Annotated in this window: 15 protein-coding genes; 9 read left to right on the top strand and 6 right to left on the bottom strand. The window is 56.0% G+C overall.

Features of this window, described 5'->3' with window-relative positions; genetic code table 11:
* Positions 1 to 1587, top strand: coding sequence for an NAD(P)/FAD-dependent oxidoreductase (locus R6V78_RS20585; RefSeq protein WP_410291273.1), 1587 nt, complete (start codon positions 1 to 3; stop codon positions 1585 to 1587).
* On the opposite strand, the gene R6V78_RS20580 is transcribed toward R6V78_RS20585, so the two are convergent.
* Both R6V78_RS20580 and R6V78_RS20575 read right to left on the bottom strand, forming a co-directional pair.
* Positions 1569 to 2687, bottom strand: a complete 1119-nt coding sequence (locus R6V78_RS20580; protein WP_410291272.1) for a M20 family metallopeptidase — start codon at positions 2685 to 2687, stop codon at positions 1569 to 1571. The two genes, R6V78_RS20585 and R6V78_RS20580, sit on opposite strands and share 19 nt — an antisense overlap.
* Complete coding sequence (locus R6V78_RS20575; RefSeq protein ID WP_410291271.1) at positions 2680 to 3276, bottom strand: GNAT family N-acetyltransferase; 597 nt, start codon at positions 3274 to 3276, stop codon at positions 2680 to 2682. The genes R6V78_RS20580 and R6V78_RS20575 overlap by 8 nt, the downstream gene beginning before the upstream one ends.
* 244 nt (positions 3277 to 3520) lie before the next feature.
* Here R6V78_RS20575 and R6V78_RS20570 point away from each other — a divergent pair, with 244 nt between their 5' ends.
* The 6 genes from R6V78_RS20570 (at position 3521) to R6V78_RS20545 (ending at position 9581) form a co-directional block, all read left to right on the top strand.
* Positions 3521 to 5011, top strand: coding sequence for a helicase HerA-like domain-containing protein (locus tag R6V78_RS20570; protein WP_410291270.1), 1491 nt, complete (start codon positions 3521 to 3523; stop codon positions 5009 to 5011).
* A 79-nt stretch (positions 5012 to 5090) separates the two neighbouring features.
* Positions 5091 to 5225, top strand: a complete 135-nt coding sequence (locus R6V78_RS20565) for a hypothetical protein (RefSeq protein WP_410291269.1) — start codon at positions 5091 to 5093, stop codon at positions 5223 to 5225.
* Positions 5225 to 6403, top strand: a complete 1179-nt coding sequence (lptF, locus tag R6V78_RS20560; RefSeq protein WP_410291268.1) for an LPS export ABC transporter permease LptF — start codon at positions 5225 to 5227, stop codon at positions 6401 to 6403. The genes R6V78_RS20565 and lptF overlap by 1 nt, the downstream gene beginning before the upstream one ends.
* Entirely contained in the window at positions 6400 to 7476 is a 1077-nt protein-coding gene (gene lptG / locus R6V78_RS20555) for an LPS export ABC transporter permease LptG (RefSeq protein WP_410291267.1), read from the top strand. The genes lptF and lptG overlap by 4 nt, the downstream gene beginning before the upstream one ends.
* Positions 7477 to 7558: 82 nt before the next feature.
* Entirely contained in the window at positions 7559 to 8509 is a 951-nt protein-coding gene (locus R6V78_RS20550) for a UDP-glucuronic acid decarboxylase family protein (RefSeq protein WP_410291266.1), read from the top strand.
* A 97-nt stretch (positions 8510 to 8606) separates the two neighbouring features.
* Complete coding sequence (locus tag R6V78_RS20545; RefSeq protein ID WP_410291265.1) at positions 8607 to 9581, top strand: glycosyltransferase family 9 protein; 975 nt, start codon at positions 8607 to 8609, stop codon at positions 9579 to 9581.
* Positions 9582 to 9696: 115 nt separating this feature from the next.
* On the opposite strand, the gene R6V78_RS20540 is transcribed toward R6V78_RS20545, so the two are convergent.
* From R6V78_RS20540 to R6V78_RS20530, 3 genes are all read right to left on the bottom strand, one after another.
* The gene (locus tag R6V78_RS20540) at positions 9697 to 10392 is read right to left on the bottom strand and encodes a lipopolysaccharide kinase InaA family protein (protein ID WP_410291264.1); all 696 of its coding nucleotides are present in this window, start codon (positions 10390 to 10392) and stop codon (positions 9697 to 9699) included.
* 64 nt (positions 10393 to 10456) lie between these two features.
* Positions 10457 to 11464, bottom strand: coding sequence for a glycosyltransferase family 9 protein (locus R6V78_RS20535; protein WP_410291263.1), 1008 nt, complete (start codon positions 11462 to 11464; stop codon positions 10457 to 10459).
* Positions 11465 to 11471: 7 nt separating this feature from the next.
* Complete coding sequence (locus R6V78_RS20530; protein ID WP_410291262.1) at positions 11472 to 12557, bottom strand: glycosyltransferase; 1086 nt, start codon at positions 12555 to 12557, stop codon at positions 11472 to 11474.
* Positions 12558 to 12731: 174 nt separating this feature from the next.
* Here R6V78_RS20530 and R6V78_RS20525 point away from each other — a divergent pair, with 174 nt between their 5' ends.
* Entirely contained in the window at positions 12732 to 13556 is an 825-nt protein-coding gene (locus R6V78_RS20525) for a glycosyltransferase family 2 protein (protein WP_410291261.1), read from the top strand.
* Between the two features lie 22 nt (positions 13557 to 13578).
* Here the strand turns inward: R6V78_RS20525 and R6V78_RS20520 are convergent, their stop codons facing one another.
* A complete protein-coding gene (locus R6V78_RS20520; RefSeq protein ID WP_410291260.1) occupies positions 13579 to 14847 on the bottom strand; it encodes an O-antigen ligase family protein in 1269 nt (422 codons plus the stop codon).
* A 365-nt stretch (positions 14848 to 15212) separates the two neighbouring features.
* Between R6V78_RS20520 and tnpA the strand changes: the two genes are divergently transcribed.
* Complete coding sequence (tnpA, locus tag R6V78_RS20515) at positions 15213 to 15647, top strand: IS200/IS605 family transposase (protein WP_410291259.1); 435 nt, start codon at positions 15213 to 15215, stop codon at positions 15645 to 15647.
* Positions 15648 to 15827 lie beyond the last annotated feature (180 nt).

Raw genomic sequence — 15827 nt, 5'->3', positions numbered from 1 at the left:
ATGCCTGAGGAGGTTTTTCTTAGCCTGTCGCCCCAGGAGGCGGCCAACCCGGAGGCGACGCGTCGTGCCCTGGCCCGCAAGATGGGCCGCCAGATTGCCGCCGACCGCTTTGTGATCGTGCGCCGCTCCGTCGATGCGCGTAAGCGAGCGGTCCAGGTGCACCTGGGCGTGCGTGTTTATGCCGACGACGAAACCCTGCTGCCGGATCGTCCGGTTTTCGACTACCGGGATGTCCACACCGCAGCGCCGGTGATCGTCGTGGGGGCCGGGCCGGCGGGCCTGTTTGCCGCGCTGCGATTGCTGGAATTGGGTCTTAAGCCTGTGGTGATCGAGCGGGGCAAGCCTGTCAAGGGCCGCCGGCGGGATGTGGCTGCCTTGAATCGGCGGGGCCTGCTGAACCCCGAATCCAACTATGCCTTCGGCGAGGGCGGGGCGGGTACCTTCTCCGACGGCAAACTTTACACCCGATCTCGGAAACGGGGGGATCACCGCCGGGTGCTGCACCGTTTCCACCAGCACGGCGCCGACGGCCGTATTCTGTGTGATGCCCATCCCCATCTCGGTTCCAATCGCCTTCCGGAAATGGTATCCGCCATGCGCACCACCATTGAAGGCCACGGCGGTGAGTTCCATTTCCAGCAAAAAATTGTTGGGGTGTCCGTTTCCGGAAGTCGGGCGACAGGGGTGATTCTCGAGGACCGGCGGCGCGTTGAGGGTCGTGCGGTGATTCTGGCCACCGGTCACAGTGCACGCGATATTTACGAGATGCTCATGGCGCAACGCGTCTGCCTGGAGGCCAAGCCTTTTGCCATGGGGGTGCGGGTCGAACATCCCCAAGGGCTTATCGACCGGATCCAATACCATGGGCGAGCTCGGGGCGATGGTCTGCCGGCCGCCGAATACAGCCTTGTCCAGCAGGTGGACGGCCGGGGTGTTTACAGCTTTTGCATGTGCCCGGGCGGGTTCATCGTACCGGCGGCCACGGACGACCGTGCTGTGGTGGTCAACGGCATGTCCTTCTCCCAACGAAATTCCCCCTACGCCAATGCCGGCATCGTGGTTGAGATCCGACTGGCGGACCTTCCCCGGCTGAGAGCAGCGGATCCGCTGGCCGGCTTGAACTATCAGCGGGACCTGGAGCAGGCGGCTTATCGCCACGGCGGTGGCGGGGTGATCGCTCCGGCCCAGCGCCTGGCCGATTTTGTCAACGATCACCCGTCCAGCAGTCTGCCGGCCTGCTCTTACCCGCCAGGCGTGGCAGCCTCGCCCCTGCACCAGTGGCTGCCGGATTCCCTTCTTGGGCGGCTGCAGGCGGCGTTTACGGCCTTTGATCGCAAAATGAAGGCCTTTTTGACCAACGAAGCGCTGGTGGTGGGGGTTGAGTCGCGGACTTCCTCACCGGTGAGAATCCCCAGAGATCCGCAGACCTTGCAGCATATCTCGGTTCAGGGGCTCTTTCCCTGCGGTGAAGGCGCCGGGTATGCCGGCGGTATTGTCTCCTGCGCCGTGGACGGGGAGCGCGCCGCCGAGGCCGTCGGCCGGTACGCTGGCCGCGCGACCAAGCGGTGTTATGCTTCTCTGGCGTAATCCAGAATCAGGTCCATGTAGATCTGGGAGGCGAGCTTCACCTGGGTCAGGGGCACGGATTCTTCCGCGGTGTGGGCTTTTTCAAGCTGCCCCGGGCCTAAAAGGATGGGCTTGATCCCGGCCGCCCACAGGGTATTGGCGTCGCTGTGGCTAGGAAAGCTGGTCGGGGAAAAGGAGAGCCGGTGCCGGTCGTAAACCATTTTCAAAAGATCCACCAGGGGCCCCTTCTGGGGCAATTCGTAGCCGGCGTGGATGGTGTTGAAGTGGATGGCGGCGTTACACTGGGTATTGGTCTTCAGATAATTGGTGTGCAGCTCCTCCAACTGAAAGGTGATCTGCCCCATGTGGGTCAACGCGGGAAGGTGAAGATCGATCCAGGCCTCACAGCTGTCGGGCGCCGCAAAACCGGACCGGGCGCTGGTCAGATCCCGCAGGTTGTAAACCCCGTCCAACAGTTCACGGTCGAAGTGCTGAATATACTCCAGCAACAGTCTGAGCATGGCGGTAGCGGCATTGTTGGCCTGGGGGGCCAGACTGGCATGGACCCGCTGACCCTGAGTGGTCAACTGGATTTCCAGATAACCGTAATGGCTCAGGCAGGGCCGCAGGTCGGTGGGTTCGCCCACGATGGCGGCTGAAAAGTCGTACTCTCTGACCAGGCGCTGGGCCCCGTCCCCGTAATCCTCTTCCCCCACCACGAGGGCCAGGGCAACGGGTCGGCTGGTGTGGCCGTTTTCCCACAGGGTGAGAAAGGCCTCTATCATGGCCGCACAGCCGCCTTTCATGTCTGCGGTGCCCAATCCGGCGGCCGTATCGCCATCCAGACTGTATTCATAGGACTCCAGATCGTAGGCCTCAACTGTGTCCAGATGCCCCACCAGCACCAGTTCCGCCTCCAGGTCGTCGGGCTCCACGATCAGGTTGTGGCGGTCCTCATCCACTGTCTGACGCACCACGGGCAGCCCATGGCGCTTCAGGTAGCTGTAAAGGAAATCCACCAAGTCCTTTTCCTTTCCAGGAGGGCTGTAGATATTCACCATTTTCCGCAGCAGTTGTTGAAGGCGTCGCGGGTTGATTTCGAGTTTCTGCGGTTTAGCCATGGTCGCTGCGCTCCCCTTCATGATCGTCGACCGTATAGCGGATGATCCGGTCCTTACGCCTGCCTTCCAGACGGCGGCGGTCGTCGTCCACATTCATGGTCAGGTATACATGCTGCCGGGAATTGTTGAATCCCATTTTACGAAAAAACCGCAGGGATGCGGCATTCTCGGCATCGGTGTCCACCATGACGATACGTGCACCAGCGTCGATCATGGCGGACTTGAGTTGGCGGAACAGCCGCTGGGCAATGCCGGTCTTCTGATAATCGGGACGAACTCCCAGCCAGATCAGATATCCGTAGGTCCATGAATGGTGCTTCTCGATGACCGTTCCCAAGGCAAACCCGATCACGGTTTTATGGTCATCTTCGGCTACGAAGCAGAATTCGCAATCGGTCTGAAAAAACCCCACCACTTCGTATTCGTCCCAGGTCCGATGGGCATTGGGGGCGTTTCTTGCCGTAAACAGCCGCTCTCCCAAATGGTAAATGGCGGGAATGTCGTCGATGGTCATTTGACGGATGGCCGCACCTTGCCCACCGGTCAGGTCAGTGGGATGGGGCGCCGTCGGTGGCTGGTCGTCTTCCATGCTGGTTTGCTCCTGTATGAACCGCGATAGCGAGCGCATCCCCCGCTGCTCGCGGCGGGGAGGATTCAATTTCCTGCGGCCGGTATGCGTCTGCCGCGTTTATTCGTGGTAATTTATCATAACCCGGCCGGTATGCCAAACGGCTTTTAGGCGGGCACATTTTCCATTTTCTTTTGACGCGGGATGCTTTAGAGTCCAAGACATCAATTGGGTAGATGCACGCTATTTTTCCATGGAGACCCCGATGACACCTGCAATGCTGACAATTGGCGGAGCGCACGGCGCATTGGTCACCCAATCCGGGCGTATGTGCAACCGGCACGGTCTGGTGGCCGGCGCCACCGGCACCGGCAAAACGGTCACCCTGCAAATCCTGGCCGAAGGTTTCTCCCGGATGGGAACGCCGGTATTCGCCGTGGATGTAAAGGGAGACCTGTCCGGCATCGCCGCTGCGGGTTCACCCCACCCCAAAATCGATGAACGGTTGGCTATCCTTGCGCTGCCCGATTACCGCCGCCAGCCTTGTCCCACCTTGTTGTGGGATATGGATGGAAAAGCCGGGCACCCGGTGCGCACCACCATTTCGGAAATGGGCCCGCTGCTTCTGGGCAGCCTGCTCGAACTCAATGACACCCAGACAGGGGTGCTCTACGCCGGATTCGACCTGGCAGACGACCAGGGTCTGCTGCTGCTGGATTTGAAAGATCTGCGGGCATTGCTGGCATGGATGGGGGAAAATGCAGACACCCTCAGGTCGGCTTACGGCAACATCACCACTGCCAGCCTTGGTGCTATTCAGCGGCGGCTGCTGGTGCTGGAAGAACAGGGGGCCGAACGCTTTTTCGGCGAACCGGCCCTGCAGCTGGCTGATCTGATGCAGACCGACTTTTCCGGCCGTGGGGTGGTGAGCGTTTTCGACGCCGGCCGGCTGATTCACGACGCACCGCGCCTATACGCGGCCTTTTTACTCTGGTTGCTGGCCGAACTGTTTGAGCAGCTGCCCGAAGCGGGTGATCCGCCGGTTCCGAAGCTGGTGTTGTTCTTTGACGAGGCCCACCTGCTTTTTTCCGGTACGCCGAAACCGTTGCTGGAAAAAATCGAACAGGTGGTCCGTTTGATCCGGTCCAAGGGTGTCGGGGTCTATTTCGTGACCCAGAACCCCATGGACCTTCCGGAGAATGTGCTGGGCCAACTGGGACTGAAAATTCAGCACGCACTGCGTGCATTTACACCCAAAGATCAAAAAAACATCCGGGCCGTTGCTGCGTCGTTTGTGCCCAATCCACAGTTCCACACCGTGGACAAGGTCACCACCTTAAGCATCGGTGAAGCCCTGGTGTCGGTGATGGGCGATGACGGGAGGCCCCTTCCGGTGCAGCAAACCCTTATCGCACCGCCGGAAGGACGTATCGGTCCGCTTTCAGACGTTGAACGCGTGGCGGTCATGCAGCGATCCCCCATGCGAGGGCGGTATGACGCGGCCCTGGACCGGCAATCAGCCTACGAAATGCTTAAACAGCGGGCAGCGGTTGCTCAGGTTGCCGAGACGCAACGTCTCAAAGACCAGGAGGCGGAAAAAATGCGGCATCATGAGCAGCGGCGTCACTCCTCCGGCGGTGGTCGGCGCCAGACTGTCGGAGAAGCCATGTTCAAAAGTGCTGCACGCTCCATTGGCAGCACCATCGGCCGACAGATCATCCGGGGTGTTTTGGGCTCCCTATTCGGCAGACGCTGATACCAGAATTGAGGATCCAACCAACAGGAAAAAAGACCGCCTGCGGACTTGTCTATGGCATCTGAAAAGGAGGAGAAACATGGCAGACGACGGTAATGAGTTGGAGGCGGGCGGACCGATGGATGCAGAACCCGAAGAGGCAGAATCGGATGATGAGAATGACGCCATCCTGCATGAAAATGACGCGACCGGCTCTCCCCGCGAGAACATCTGATGCTTAACCCTTTTTCAATTCTCTTTCGCTACCTGCTTCTGGAGATGCTGCCGCCTTTTTTTATCAACCTGGCATTCTTCTCGTTTATTTTTCTGATGAAACAGATCCTCGACATCACCGACATGATCGTCAATTACAAGGTCGGTGTCGTGCCGGTATGCCTGCTGCTGGTTTATACCACGCCCTATTTTCTCCAGTATATTATCCCCATGTCGGTTATGATGGCTGTCCTGATGGCATTTTTAAGGATGTCCAGCGACAATGAGATCATGGCACTCAAGGCCGGGGGCGTAAGCATTTACCGACTGTTGCCGCCTGTGCTGGTATTCAGTTTGCTGGGGACATTGGCCACCGGTTATATGACCCTGTTTGGTGTACCCTCGGGGGCTGGACGTTTTAAGACGCTGCTATTCGAAGTGGCCACCTCCAATCTGAATATCAGTTTGAAGGAGCGGACGTTTAATGACAATTTCAAACAGATCATGCTTTACGTCAATAGAATTGATCCCCAAAGCGGCGACCTGCTTAATGTGCTGATTGAAGACAGCCGCACTTCGGGGGTCAATAACACCGTTGTCGCCCGAAGGGGCAGGCTGTTTGGCGAACCCAAGGAAATGGTCTATCATCTGCGGCTGTTTGACGGAACGATCAACCAGCTGGACATACATGATCGGTCATCGCACACGATTGATTTCGAGACCTACGACATCCGCTTGGATCTCAAGAATGTCATGGCGCCAGGCGACCCGTCCGGCAGGAAGCCGGATGAAATGAGCCTGCCCGACCTGAAGGCCTATTTGAAGCGGATCCAAGCTGACCAATCGGCCTATTTGGGTGCCCTGTTGAAATATCAAAAGAAATTTTCGATTCCCGTGGCCTGTCTGGCCATGGGGTTGCTGGCCGTACCCCTGGGCATTCAGACCCGCAATTCCAACAAGGCATTTGGAATCGGGTTGGGCCTGTTTTTTTTTCTGCTTTACTATCTTTTGCTTTCAGTGGGTACGGCCTTTGGAGAAAATGGAAAGTATCCGCCGGTGCTCGGCATGTGGATGCCCAACGTGATTCTCGGGGGCTTCGGTATTTATCTTCTGGTTCGATCGGCCAGGGAAAGGCCGATCCTGTTCAATGGCGTGGCGCTTTTGTTTAACACCGCCTGGCGACGGATCGTTAAAAAATGACGATACTCTACCGCTACGTTGTCAGGGAGATCCTGACATGCTTTATGATTGTGCTGATGGCGGTGCTCAGTATTTATGTGGCCATCGATTTCATCGAAAAAATAGATAATTTCATGGATGCCGGCGTCTCGGCAACGCGCTGCGTCGTCTATCTGTTATATAAGCTTCCGTTTATTTTCGTTCAAATTGCGCCGGTGGGCTTTTTGCTGTCCATTCTGGTTGCTCTGGGATTGATGACCAAAAACAATGAAGTGCTTGCTTTGAAAAGCTGCGGTATCGGCTACGGTCGACTGCTCAAACCCACAATGACGCTCGGCGTTATTTTTAGTGCAGGGTTGTTTGTGGTTGCCGAAATGCTGGTGCCGGTCTTTATGGCCAATGCCAATCAGATCTGGCTTCAGGAGGTGCGCAAAAAGAACATCTTTGCTTCCCGGACCAATGATATCTGGATGCGGGCCCCCCGGCAGATCATCCATATCAAGCGATATGCGCCCTCAGAAAAACGCATCCAGGGTATCACCATTCATACTTTCGACGACAACTTCCGATTGGTTCAGCGGGTCGACGCCCTGTCTGGCCGGTTCGCAAATGGTCGCTGGCAGCTTGATGATGCCGTCGAGCAGCTGTTTACACAAGCTTCCGGCGCCCATCAGATCAAGCTGCACGAGATGATTGACGCCGACATCGACCTGAATCCGGATGATCTGGCCCAGGCGACCCAACGGTCCGATGAAATGGGCCTGGCTGAACTGGGGCGCTATATCGAAAAAGTGGAGCGGGAGGGATACAGTGCCACCCGCTATCGGGTCGACTATCACAGCAAGATTGCCGCACCGTTCGTGTGCATTTTCCTCAGTGCCCTCGGCACAGGCATCGTCCTGCGGGGAAAACTGCGCGAAGGGATGCCGGTGAGCATCACCTATGGGCTGGGAGTCGCTTTTTTATTTTGGATTTTGAATAGCTTTTGTCTGTCACTGGGGTATGCTGAATTGATGCCACCCGTGGTAGCCGCCTGGATGGCCAATTTTGTTTTTTCCTGCGTTTCCGGGGTGTTGTTGCTCAATGTGAACTGACACGATTTCAGGTGGCCGGCCGATGGCAACCAGGCAATGCAGCGTGATGATCGGTTGGCGCCTCCAATAAGGATGGTGGGTCATGCATTTAAATAAACGTGTTGTGGTGACGGGAGGATGCGGTTTCTTGGGATCGCATTTATGCGATCGGCTGGTCAATCAAGGTCACGAGGTTATCTGTGTGGACAACTGCTTTACCGGAACGAAACAAAACATCCGGCACCTGTTGGATGATCCGCTTTTCGAATTTTTACGCCATGATATTACCTTTCCTCTCTACATTGAAGCAGACCAGATTTACAACATGGCCTGCCCGGCATCACCGATTCAGTACCAGCATGACCCGGTGCAGACCATTAAAACCAGCGTCCATGGTGCCATCAACATGCTTGGACTGGCCAAACGGATCAATGCCAGAATCCTCCAGGCGTCAACCAGCGAGGTTTACGGGGATCCTGAAGTCCATCCGCAACCGGAAAGTTATTGGGGCCGCGTAAACCCAATTGGCCTGCGATCCTGCTACGACGAGGGCAAACGGTGCGCCGAGACGCTTTTTTTCGACTATCACCGCCAGCACAGCCTGAAAATTAAAGTCGCCCGCATTTTCAATACCTATGGTCCGCGCATGCATCCCAACGATGGACGCGTGGTTTCCAATTTTATCGTTCAGGCGCTGAAGGAGAGCCCCATTACGATTTATGGCGACGGCCGGCAGAGCCGTTCTTTTTGTTTTGTGGATGATTTGGTGGATGGCTTGGTTCGATTGATGATATCATCTGATGAAATCACCGGCCCGATAAACTTGGGCAACCCGACGGAGTTTAGCATTCTTCAGATAGCGGAAAAAATCATTGCCCTTACCGGATCCAAATCCAAAATCGTTTTCAAACCGCTGCCTCTGGACGATCCCAGGCAACGCAAACCTGACATCAGCCTGGCACAAAAAAAACTCCAGTGGGAGCCTGCAGTTCCGTTGGAAGAGGGCCTTAAACGAACCATTTCATATTTCGATCAACTGCTGCTGTCGGAATAGCCGTCCCACTGGCGCTCGCGCTGTTCCGGCCTCGGCGTAGGGTCAAGGACTCGTCAAAGCGTATTGAAAAAGACCGCATAAAAATGGAAAAGGCTGGATGGATATTTTGATTGTCAAGTTGGGGGCCTTGGGAGATGTGATCAATACGCTTCCCTTGGCCATGCGGTTAAAAAAACATTTGAATGCCCGCATTCACTGGCTGGTGGCGCCGCTCAGTTATCCGATGCTGTCGGACCATGCCTGGGTTGACAGGCCGATCCGTTTTGATATCAGAGGCAGCAAGCAAAATTGGCTCGAGGTGCTGCACCGGCTGCGGTGCCGACAATTCGATATCGTCTTGGATCTGCAGCGCATTTTGAAATCCGGCGTGATCGCCTGGGTTGCTGCTGCCGACAGAAGGATCGGGTTTGATCGCAAGCGATGCAAGGAGATGACCTGGCTATTGCCTTTTGAAAGGATTCCGCCGGCGGATCCAAATGCACATATGCTTATTCAATACCTGGAGTTTGGGGCCTATCTGAACATTGATGATACTGAAATCAGCTGGGGGATCAAGTCCTCGGGTCTGCCTCCGAAAACGCTGCCCGGACGATTCGTGGTGCTGAATATCGGCGCCACCAAACCGGCCAATCGTTGGACGGTCGAAGGATTTGCCGATTTGGTGCGTTCGATCCGGCGAACGTACCAGCTGCCCTGCGTGTTGACCGGCGGAGCGGAAGATGTGGCCATGGCCGCCATGATCCAGGCCTTGGCGAACGACGACGTTTACAGCCTGGCAGGGCGAACCTCCCTGCCGGAACTCATCGATGTGATTGCCGCCGCTGCCGTGGTCGTCACGTGTGACACCGGCCCCATGCACCTGGCCGTGGCGCTGGAAAAGAAGGTGGTCGCCTTGTTCGGGCCATCGGACCACCGCCGTACCGGCCCCTTCAGGGGAACCGTGGTCCGTGCCACATGCGCTTGCGCACCGTGCAACCGCAAAGCGTGCGCCGTTCCCACCTGCATGCAGGCCATTCGTCCCGCGCAGGTGATGGCCGCATTGGAAAACCACTTAAAAGCGTCCTTTCGTTGAACAGGGCCAAAATTGGGAATACCATCGGAACGCTTCGATGGACTTGAAAGCAGCGCCGACCTGACGTTCAGCGCAGTCGTGGGCGCAATCGGGCCGTCGGTTTTTTCTCCTTTGATCAATCCCCGGGCGTTCCCAGATCCAAGAGTGTGCGGAGCATCGGGGGAAGTCCGTGCTTGTGCACCGCCCGGCACCAGCGCTGACTGTATTTCAAAGCCAGTCGCGCATGGTTGCGGCGGCATACCCCGGTTTTGTCAAAATCGATGAGGTATACCCGATTGGCCTCATCGACCAGAACGTTGCCGGGATGAAAATCGGCGTGCATGATATGGTGCTTTATCAGCAAACGTGTTTGATGGCACAGCGCTGCCATGGCGTCAGCTGTGCGATGGGGCGCGGTGCGACTCAATTGCGCCATGGATTGGGAGTTCTCGATTTCACGGGTGATCAGCCAGGCCCGATAGAAAATGCGGCCGCGATAGGCATAGGCCACCGGCTCCGGGGCCTCGACACCCACACTTCTGGCCAGCTCCATCTGCTCGAACTCACGCTGACCGCGTGTCTTGGTGGTTCTCAGATAATGGCGCGAGATGAATTTGGCCAAAAGCCCTCCACGATGGTAATGTTTGACCATGACGGGGCCGATGTCTTTCAGATGTATCCGCCATGCGGAGCGCCGGCCGCCCAGCAACGGATCGGCCGGTGGGGGTTGGATCCGCAGCGCCGCGAGCAGCTGCGACGCCTGTACCGGCGTGATCGGTCGTTTGGCGCCGATCTCGTAGCCGTTCAGTGATAATTGCGAAAAAGCAGCCAATCTGTATTACACCTTGGAAAGCCGAAAGTGGTCGTCACCGTTTCCGTCCGTCATGAAATGAACCCTATCGGCCCATCAACTGCCGGACGGCGTCGATCACTGCCGATGCGTCCGGGCCCCGCATGCAGGCTTCCGTGCCGGTGGGACAGCGCAGCGATCCATGCCGCCTGCAAGGTTTGCAGGGCAGCTCTTTTTTTTCGATAACGGTGGCACGGTTCTGCCACGGCCCATAGCCGAAAGCCGGAGATGTCGCGCAAAAGATAACCGCTGTGGGAATTTTGAGCGCTGAGGCCATGTGCAAGGCCATGCTGTCGTTGCACACCACGACGCAGGCATGTTGCATGACAAAGAGCGCCTCCGAGATGGTGCCGCAACCAGCCAGGTTGACCACGTCAAGATTTCGTGCAACCTGGTCGCAAACCGCTTTCTCGGATGCGCCCCCCAGAATCACAACCCCGATTTTTCTGTCCAACAGGTAGCGGGCCACCTCCCGGTAGCCTTCCCAATGCCACATCTTGGTTCGCCAGGCGCTGCCCGGCACTAGCACGGCATAGCGGCCGACCGGGGGCAGCGCGTGTTTCAATTCTGCATTGACCTCGGTGGCATTGGGCGGGAACAGTCTCATTTGAGCAAAAGCTTGATCGATCTCGCATTCTCCAGACAGGATCGACAAATTGCGCATCACATCATGCTGCGTCAAATCGCGTGCTTTCAAACGGTGGTAGAAAAAGCTGCCCTTGGCATCCCGGCACCCGATGCGCAGCGGGATGCGGGCCAACCAGAGCAGCAGGGAGGTGCGGTAGGAACGATGCAGCGAATAGACCCGGTCGAAGGCCATGGATTTTAGCCGGCGACTCATCCGCAGCAACCCAGAAAGGCCCGCGTCACGGTCTCTTTTGTCCATTCGGATGACGCCGGCCAGCAGCGGATCCCGCCTGACGAGGTCGGCGGACAAGGGCGTGGTCATCATCCACAATTCAGCGTGGGGGAATAGATTCTTAATGGCCGCAATCACCGGTGTCGAAAGGATCGTGTCGCCGAGAAAGCTGGTCTGTACAAGCAAAATCCTCATGTGTTCCTTAACATCGCGATAGACAATCCGCGTAAATATCGAGCGTTTTTGCTATTGTCGTTTCGATGCGAAAGCAGGTTCCGATTCTATCTTGCGCCTTTCGCCCCATGGCGGCGCGTTGTTCAGGGTTATGGTAAAGAGATAGAATCGCATCGGCCAGGGCTTTGGATTCACCGGACTTGACAATCAATCCGCTGACCCCTTCTTCAATCAGTTCTGAGCTGCCGCCGGAATCGGTAACGATCGGCGGCACGCCATAGGCCATCGCCTCGATCACGACCTTGGGCAGTCCTTCGCGCCGCAGGGCGGGCAGCACGGCAACATCGCAGGCTGCCTGCAGGGCCGGCGCATCGGTTCGATAGCCCGCAAGATGGATGCGCTCTGCATGGGGATCCCTTCGAATCAAGCGATGCAGGGGGCGGGTATTCATGTCGCCGATGAGCAGCAAATGGATCGGAAGCGATGCGGGAATGTAGCGCATCGCTTCGATGAGGATGTGAATCCCCTTGTGTGGTCTGAATCTTCCTGTACAAACGACCACGAATGCACCGTCCGGTATGCCCAGTTGGCGGATATCCCCCGGCGGCTGTGCATACCACGATAAATCGTGCCCCTTGTGAACGGTCACCGGTTTTTGCGCCGGCAGCCGCAGTCCCATCCAATCCATTTGCAGGAAAAATTGTCGTACGGCTTCGGATACACATATAATCCGATCTATTCTGGGATTTAGATAGGTCATCCAGGAGCCCGGATCAAAATAACTGACGTTGCCCACAGTTCCTCGATAGGCGATGATCTTGACGCTCAGGTGCCTGGCCGCCAAAATGCCGTTGGACACCGCACGGTTATTGAAAAGGTGAAGGATATCGATTCGGTAATCATTGATCACCTTCCTGATAAACCGGATGCCACGTACATCGATGCGGCCGGAGAGCTTGAAATCGGTTACCGGTACACCCGCCTTTTGCAACCGTTGAAAATGGGGCGCCGTGGAAGGGCAAAGCACCTGGATGTTGACCCCCTGCTGTTTAAGGCCGATGAAGGTTTCGGCTTCCGGCCGATCACTGTGATTGGTAATGCAAAGCACGCGCATGTCGACTTCCTGTCGGTTTGATCCCTTCAATACGACCCATGCAAAAGGGCGATGCGCTTGCCTTGAACTGCATCGTCGGGAAAAGTATTTACAATATCACCGGCTTTTTATAAAGGAAAACCTTGCCTTAAAGATTCAAAGGCCCATCGACCGCAATAAATTGGAAAAAGATCAATGCGCAATCAAACAACGCTCTCGGCTGCCATCATTACATACAATGAAGAGAAAAACATTCAGGCATGCCTCGATTCCATCAGCGATTTCGTAGACGAGATCATTGTGCTGGATTCGTTCAGTACCGATGCCACCGAAAGCATCTGCCTTGCCAACCCCAAGGTTCAATTCTCGCAGCATCCTTTCGACGGCCACATCGAGCAGAAGAACAGGGCGCTTGCAAAATGTACCTCCGAATGGATCCTGTGCCTCGACGCCGATGAACGGGTCACCCCCCGACTGCGCGCCTCGATCGAAGCGCTCTTGGATCGCGACCCCGATCTGGCCGGCGTGAAATTCCCCCGCTTGACCTATCATATGCATCGCAACATTCGCCACGGAGGCTGGTATCCCAATGCACGTTGCCGGCTTGTGCGCAGAGGCATGGCCGTTTGGGGCGGGGAGAATCCGCATGACAAACTGATAGCAAACGGAAAGGTCAAACGCATAAAAGGGGACTTGATTCACCTGACTGCCAGGGATTTGTCCCATCAAGTGGATACCATCAATAAATTTTCAAGCATTGCGGCCTTGATGCGTTTTAACAGGGGTAAACATTTTTACCTGTGGCGCTTGATATTCAAACCGATCAGTAAATTTTTCGAGATGTACCTTCTAAAGGCCGGTTTTTTAGACGGCATGCAGGGGTTCATCATCGCGGTCAGTTCATCCTACTCCTCGTTTCTCAAGGAGGCCAAACTGTTCGAATTGGATCGCCTGGATACCGACACACCCAGCAATCTCTCTACATCGCTATATGCAAGAAAAAGACGACCCGATCGATGACCCTGCCATGGTTGCGCCGGCATCACCGCTGGGAATCAATGCATGGCCCATCGTGTACGTCTCTGATTTGTGCGACCAGGGCCATGAAGGCGGCTACCATAATTATGTAGAAACTCGTGAAAAGGCTGCGGCGGAAAATATCTTCCGACAACCCGAATTGGAAAAAGGCGGCGCTAAGCATCATCAGAGCATAGCCAACATTTCTGTAGGCGAGATGTCTTCTGATCCAGGCGAGGGATACCAAAAAGGGGGCGGCAAACATGCCCAGGAATGCAAGCAGCCCCAAACTGCCGCAGGAAGCCATCGCAGCAAAGAGGGTGCTCGACGGTTGGCTGTGTCGCGCCGCCATCGCATCTAATTTGTCCTCGGCGATCATCTGCATGACCATTGGCTTGTAGCTTCCCGGTCCGGCGCCGATCAAGGGATAATCAGCAAAAATGGCCATGGATGCCTGCAGCCCCAGCAGCCGTACCGTTGCCCCGCCATAGTGTACATCCCCCCGCAAATAGTCGGAGATCTCTGAAGCGGCTGAATCGACGCGTTGTGCGACCTGGGTTGCGGGTGTCAGGTAAGCGACAACGCCGATCCCGCAGAGCAAGGCGACAAAGAAGATGCGCCGTCCCCGACCGATGTATTTCGCCGTAAATAAGAATAGGATGACGAAGAGCAGCGGGATGGAAGCCCATGCGCCCCGCGACCCGGACAGGATCGACGCGGTCACACCGAGCACGAATGCTGCGGCGATGATCGGTTTGTAGATTGAATGTTTTTGAATCAGGGGGTCATAGGCGGCCACGCTCATGACTGCCAGCGCCAGTGAAAGGTCACCGAAAGCAATGGCATCATACGAGCCGCTGGCCCGGTTGCCATCGGTTGCCACAAAGAAGACAACGGCATGGATGCCTGAAAGGATCGCCCCGGTGACGATGCCGTTCCAGATGGCAACGTCGGATAGGCGGATACTTCGGAACAACAGGAAAACGGGGACGATCAGGAGCATCCTTGCTTCGTCATCGACATATTTTAGACTGGACTGCGGCAGGTTGCCGGTAAAATAGTTGATTGCCAATGAAAGCAGGTAAACGAAGGCGTAGAGAACGAACATGCCCAGCACCCATTTTTCGTCTTTGGCGATGGTGATGCCGGAAGGCAACCGTGCGTAGAGCACGATGCCGGCAATCGCAAACAGGACGGAGAGGGTGCTTCCCACGTGAGCAACGAGGTTGACGGTAGACAGGTATAAAAAGAGCAGCGTGCTGACAAGTGCGGTAATCTGAAATTTATTGGCCATAACGGTTTTGCCCTGCGTTTATTCGATGCTCCGGGTCAACGTTCGGTTGGCTGATGATCTCTTGAATCGGGATGATCAGTCAACTGATTTTCCTACACCAGCGGCCACTCACCCTTCCACCTCAATATTCCTTTGAATACCGGCGCACTAGGTCTGATTTGTTCATCGGCCGGTTGAAGAGAATTTAAAAATATTGGGCATAAAAAAAGGAACTCACATTCAGATCGCTGTAGAAACCCCCCACCCTTTGGGTGGGGTAAAGGGGACTGGCTATGCCGGTCCCGGATGGGTCTGGCCGAAAAGGCCACTCACTGCTATCCTTACATCGAGTTGTTGCCGCAACATCGAACCGTAAGGAGGGAGCAGTGAGCAGATTCCGTAAGTTATCACACACGATATGGCATTGTCAGTATCATATTGTATGGGTTCCGAAGTACCGCTACCGAGTATTGACCGGCGCGATAAAGGAGGCTTGTGAAGCCAGTATTCATGCAATATGCGGGTTTTCCAGCCGCGAGGTGGTGGAACTGAACGTGCAGCCGGAGCATGTTCATCTGATCGTGATGGTTCCACCCAAGTTTGCGATATCCACATTGATGGGTCGGTTGAAAGGTCAGAGCTCGATGCGGATTTTCCGTCAGTTTCGGCATTTACGCAAGCAGGTATACTGGGGCAATCATTTCTGGTCGAAGGGTTACTGTGTAGACACGGTAGGCTTGGATGCGGACATGATACGCAAGTATGTCCGCTACCAGGAAAAGAAAGAGCAGTTGATGGAACAGTTGCAGTTAATCGATTAGGGAACATAGCCGCGGCGCAACTTCCTGGCCCGCCCCCTATTGGGGGGCAGGGCCTTGTCCCCCCTATGGGGGGATTTTTCAAAGCCACACCCTCTGGGTGTGGATCTTTACTGGCTGACCAGAACAGCGGCCTTTGGGGCGCAGCCTTTTACGGGCAGCAACTGCTGAGGAAAGGTTGAG

Origin of the sequence: Desulfosarcina sp., assembly GCF_046496365.1 — a bacterium.
Taxonomy (GTDB): Bacteria; Desulfobacterota; Desulfobacteria; order Desulfobacterales; family Desulfosarcinaceae; genus Desulfosarcina.
This window is presented reverse-complemented; position numbering and strand designations above follow the sequence as displayed.

Excerpts from the sequence above, each read along its gene's own strand:
- R6V78_RS20565 (WP_410291269.1), top strand. The coding sequence starts at position 5,091 with ATGGCAGACGACGGTAATGAGTTGGAGGCGGGCGGACCGATGGATGCA.
- lptF (WP_410291268.1), top strand. The coding sequence starts at position 5,225 with ATGCTTAACCCTTTTTCAATTCTCTTTCGCTACCTGCTTCTGGAGATG.
- R6V78_RS20520 (WP_410291260.1), bottom strand. The coding sequence starts at position 14,847 with ATGGCCAATAAATTTCAGATTACCGCACTTGTCAGCACGCTGCTCTTT.
- R6V78_RS20570 (WP_410291270.1), top strand. The coding sequence starts at position 3,521 with ATGACACCTGCAATGCTGACAATTGGCGGAGCGCACGGCGCATTGGTC.
- R6V78_RS20525 (WP_410291261.1), top strand. The coding sequence starts at position 12,732 with ATGCGCAATCAAACAACGCTCTCGGCTGCCATCATTACATACAATGAA.
- lptG (WP_410291267.1), top strand. The coding sequence starts at position 6,400 with ATGACGATACTCTACCGCTACGTTGTCAGGGAGATCCTGACATGCTTT.
- R6V78_RS20575 (WP_410291271.1), bottom strand. The coding sequence starts at position 3,276 with ATGGAAGACGACCAGCCACCGACGGCGCCCCATCCCACTGACCTGACC.
- R6V78_RS20580 (WP_410291272.1), bottom strand. The coding sequence starts at position 2,687 with ATGGCTAAACCGCAGAAACTCGAAATCAACCCGCGACGCCTTCAACAA.
- R6V78_RS20550 (WP_410291266.1), top strand. The coding sequence starts at position 7,559 with ATGCATTTAAATAAACGTGTTGTGGTGACGGGAGGATGCGGTTTCTTG.
- R6V78_RS20530 (WP_410291262.1), bottom strand. The coding sequence starts at position 12,557 with ATGCGCGTGCTTTGCATTACCAATCACAGTGATCGGCCGGAAGCCGAA.
- R6V78_RS20545 (WP_410291265.1), top strand. The coding sequence starts at position 8,607 with ATGGATATTTTGATTGTCAAGTTGGGGGCCTTGGGAGATGTGATCAAT.
- R6V78_RS20535 (WP_410291263.1), bottom strand. The coding sequence starts at position 11,464 with ATGAGGATTTTGCTTGTACAGACCAGCTTTCTCGGCGACACGATCCTT.
- R6V78_RS20585 (WP_410291273.1), top strand. The coding sequence starts at position 1 with ATGCCTGAGGAGGTTTTTCTTAGCCTGTCGCCCCAGGAGGCGGCCAAC.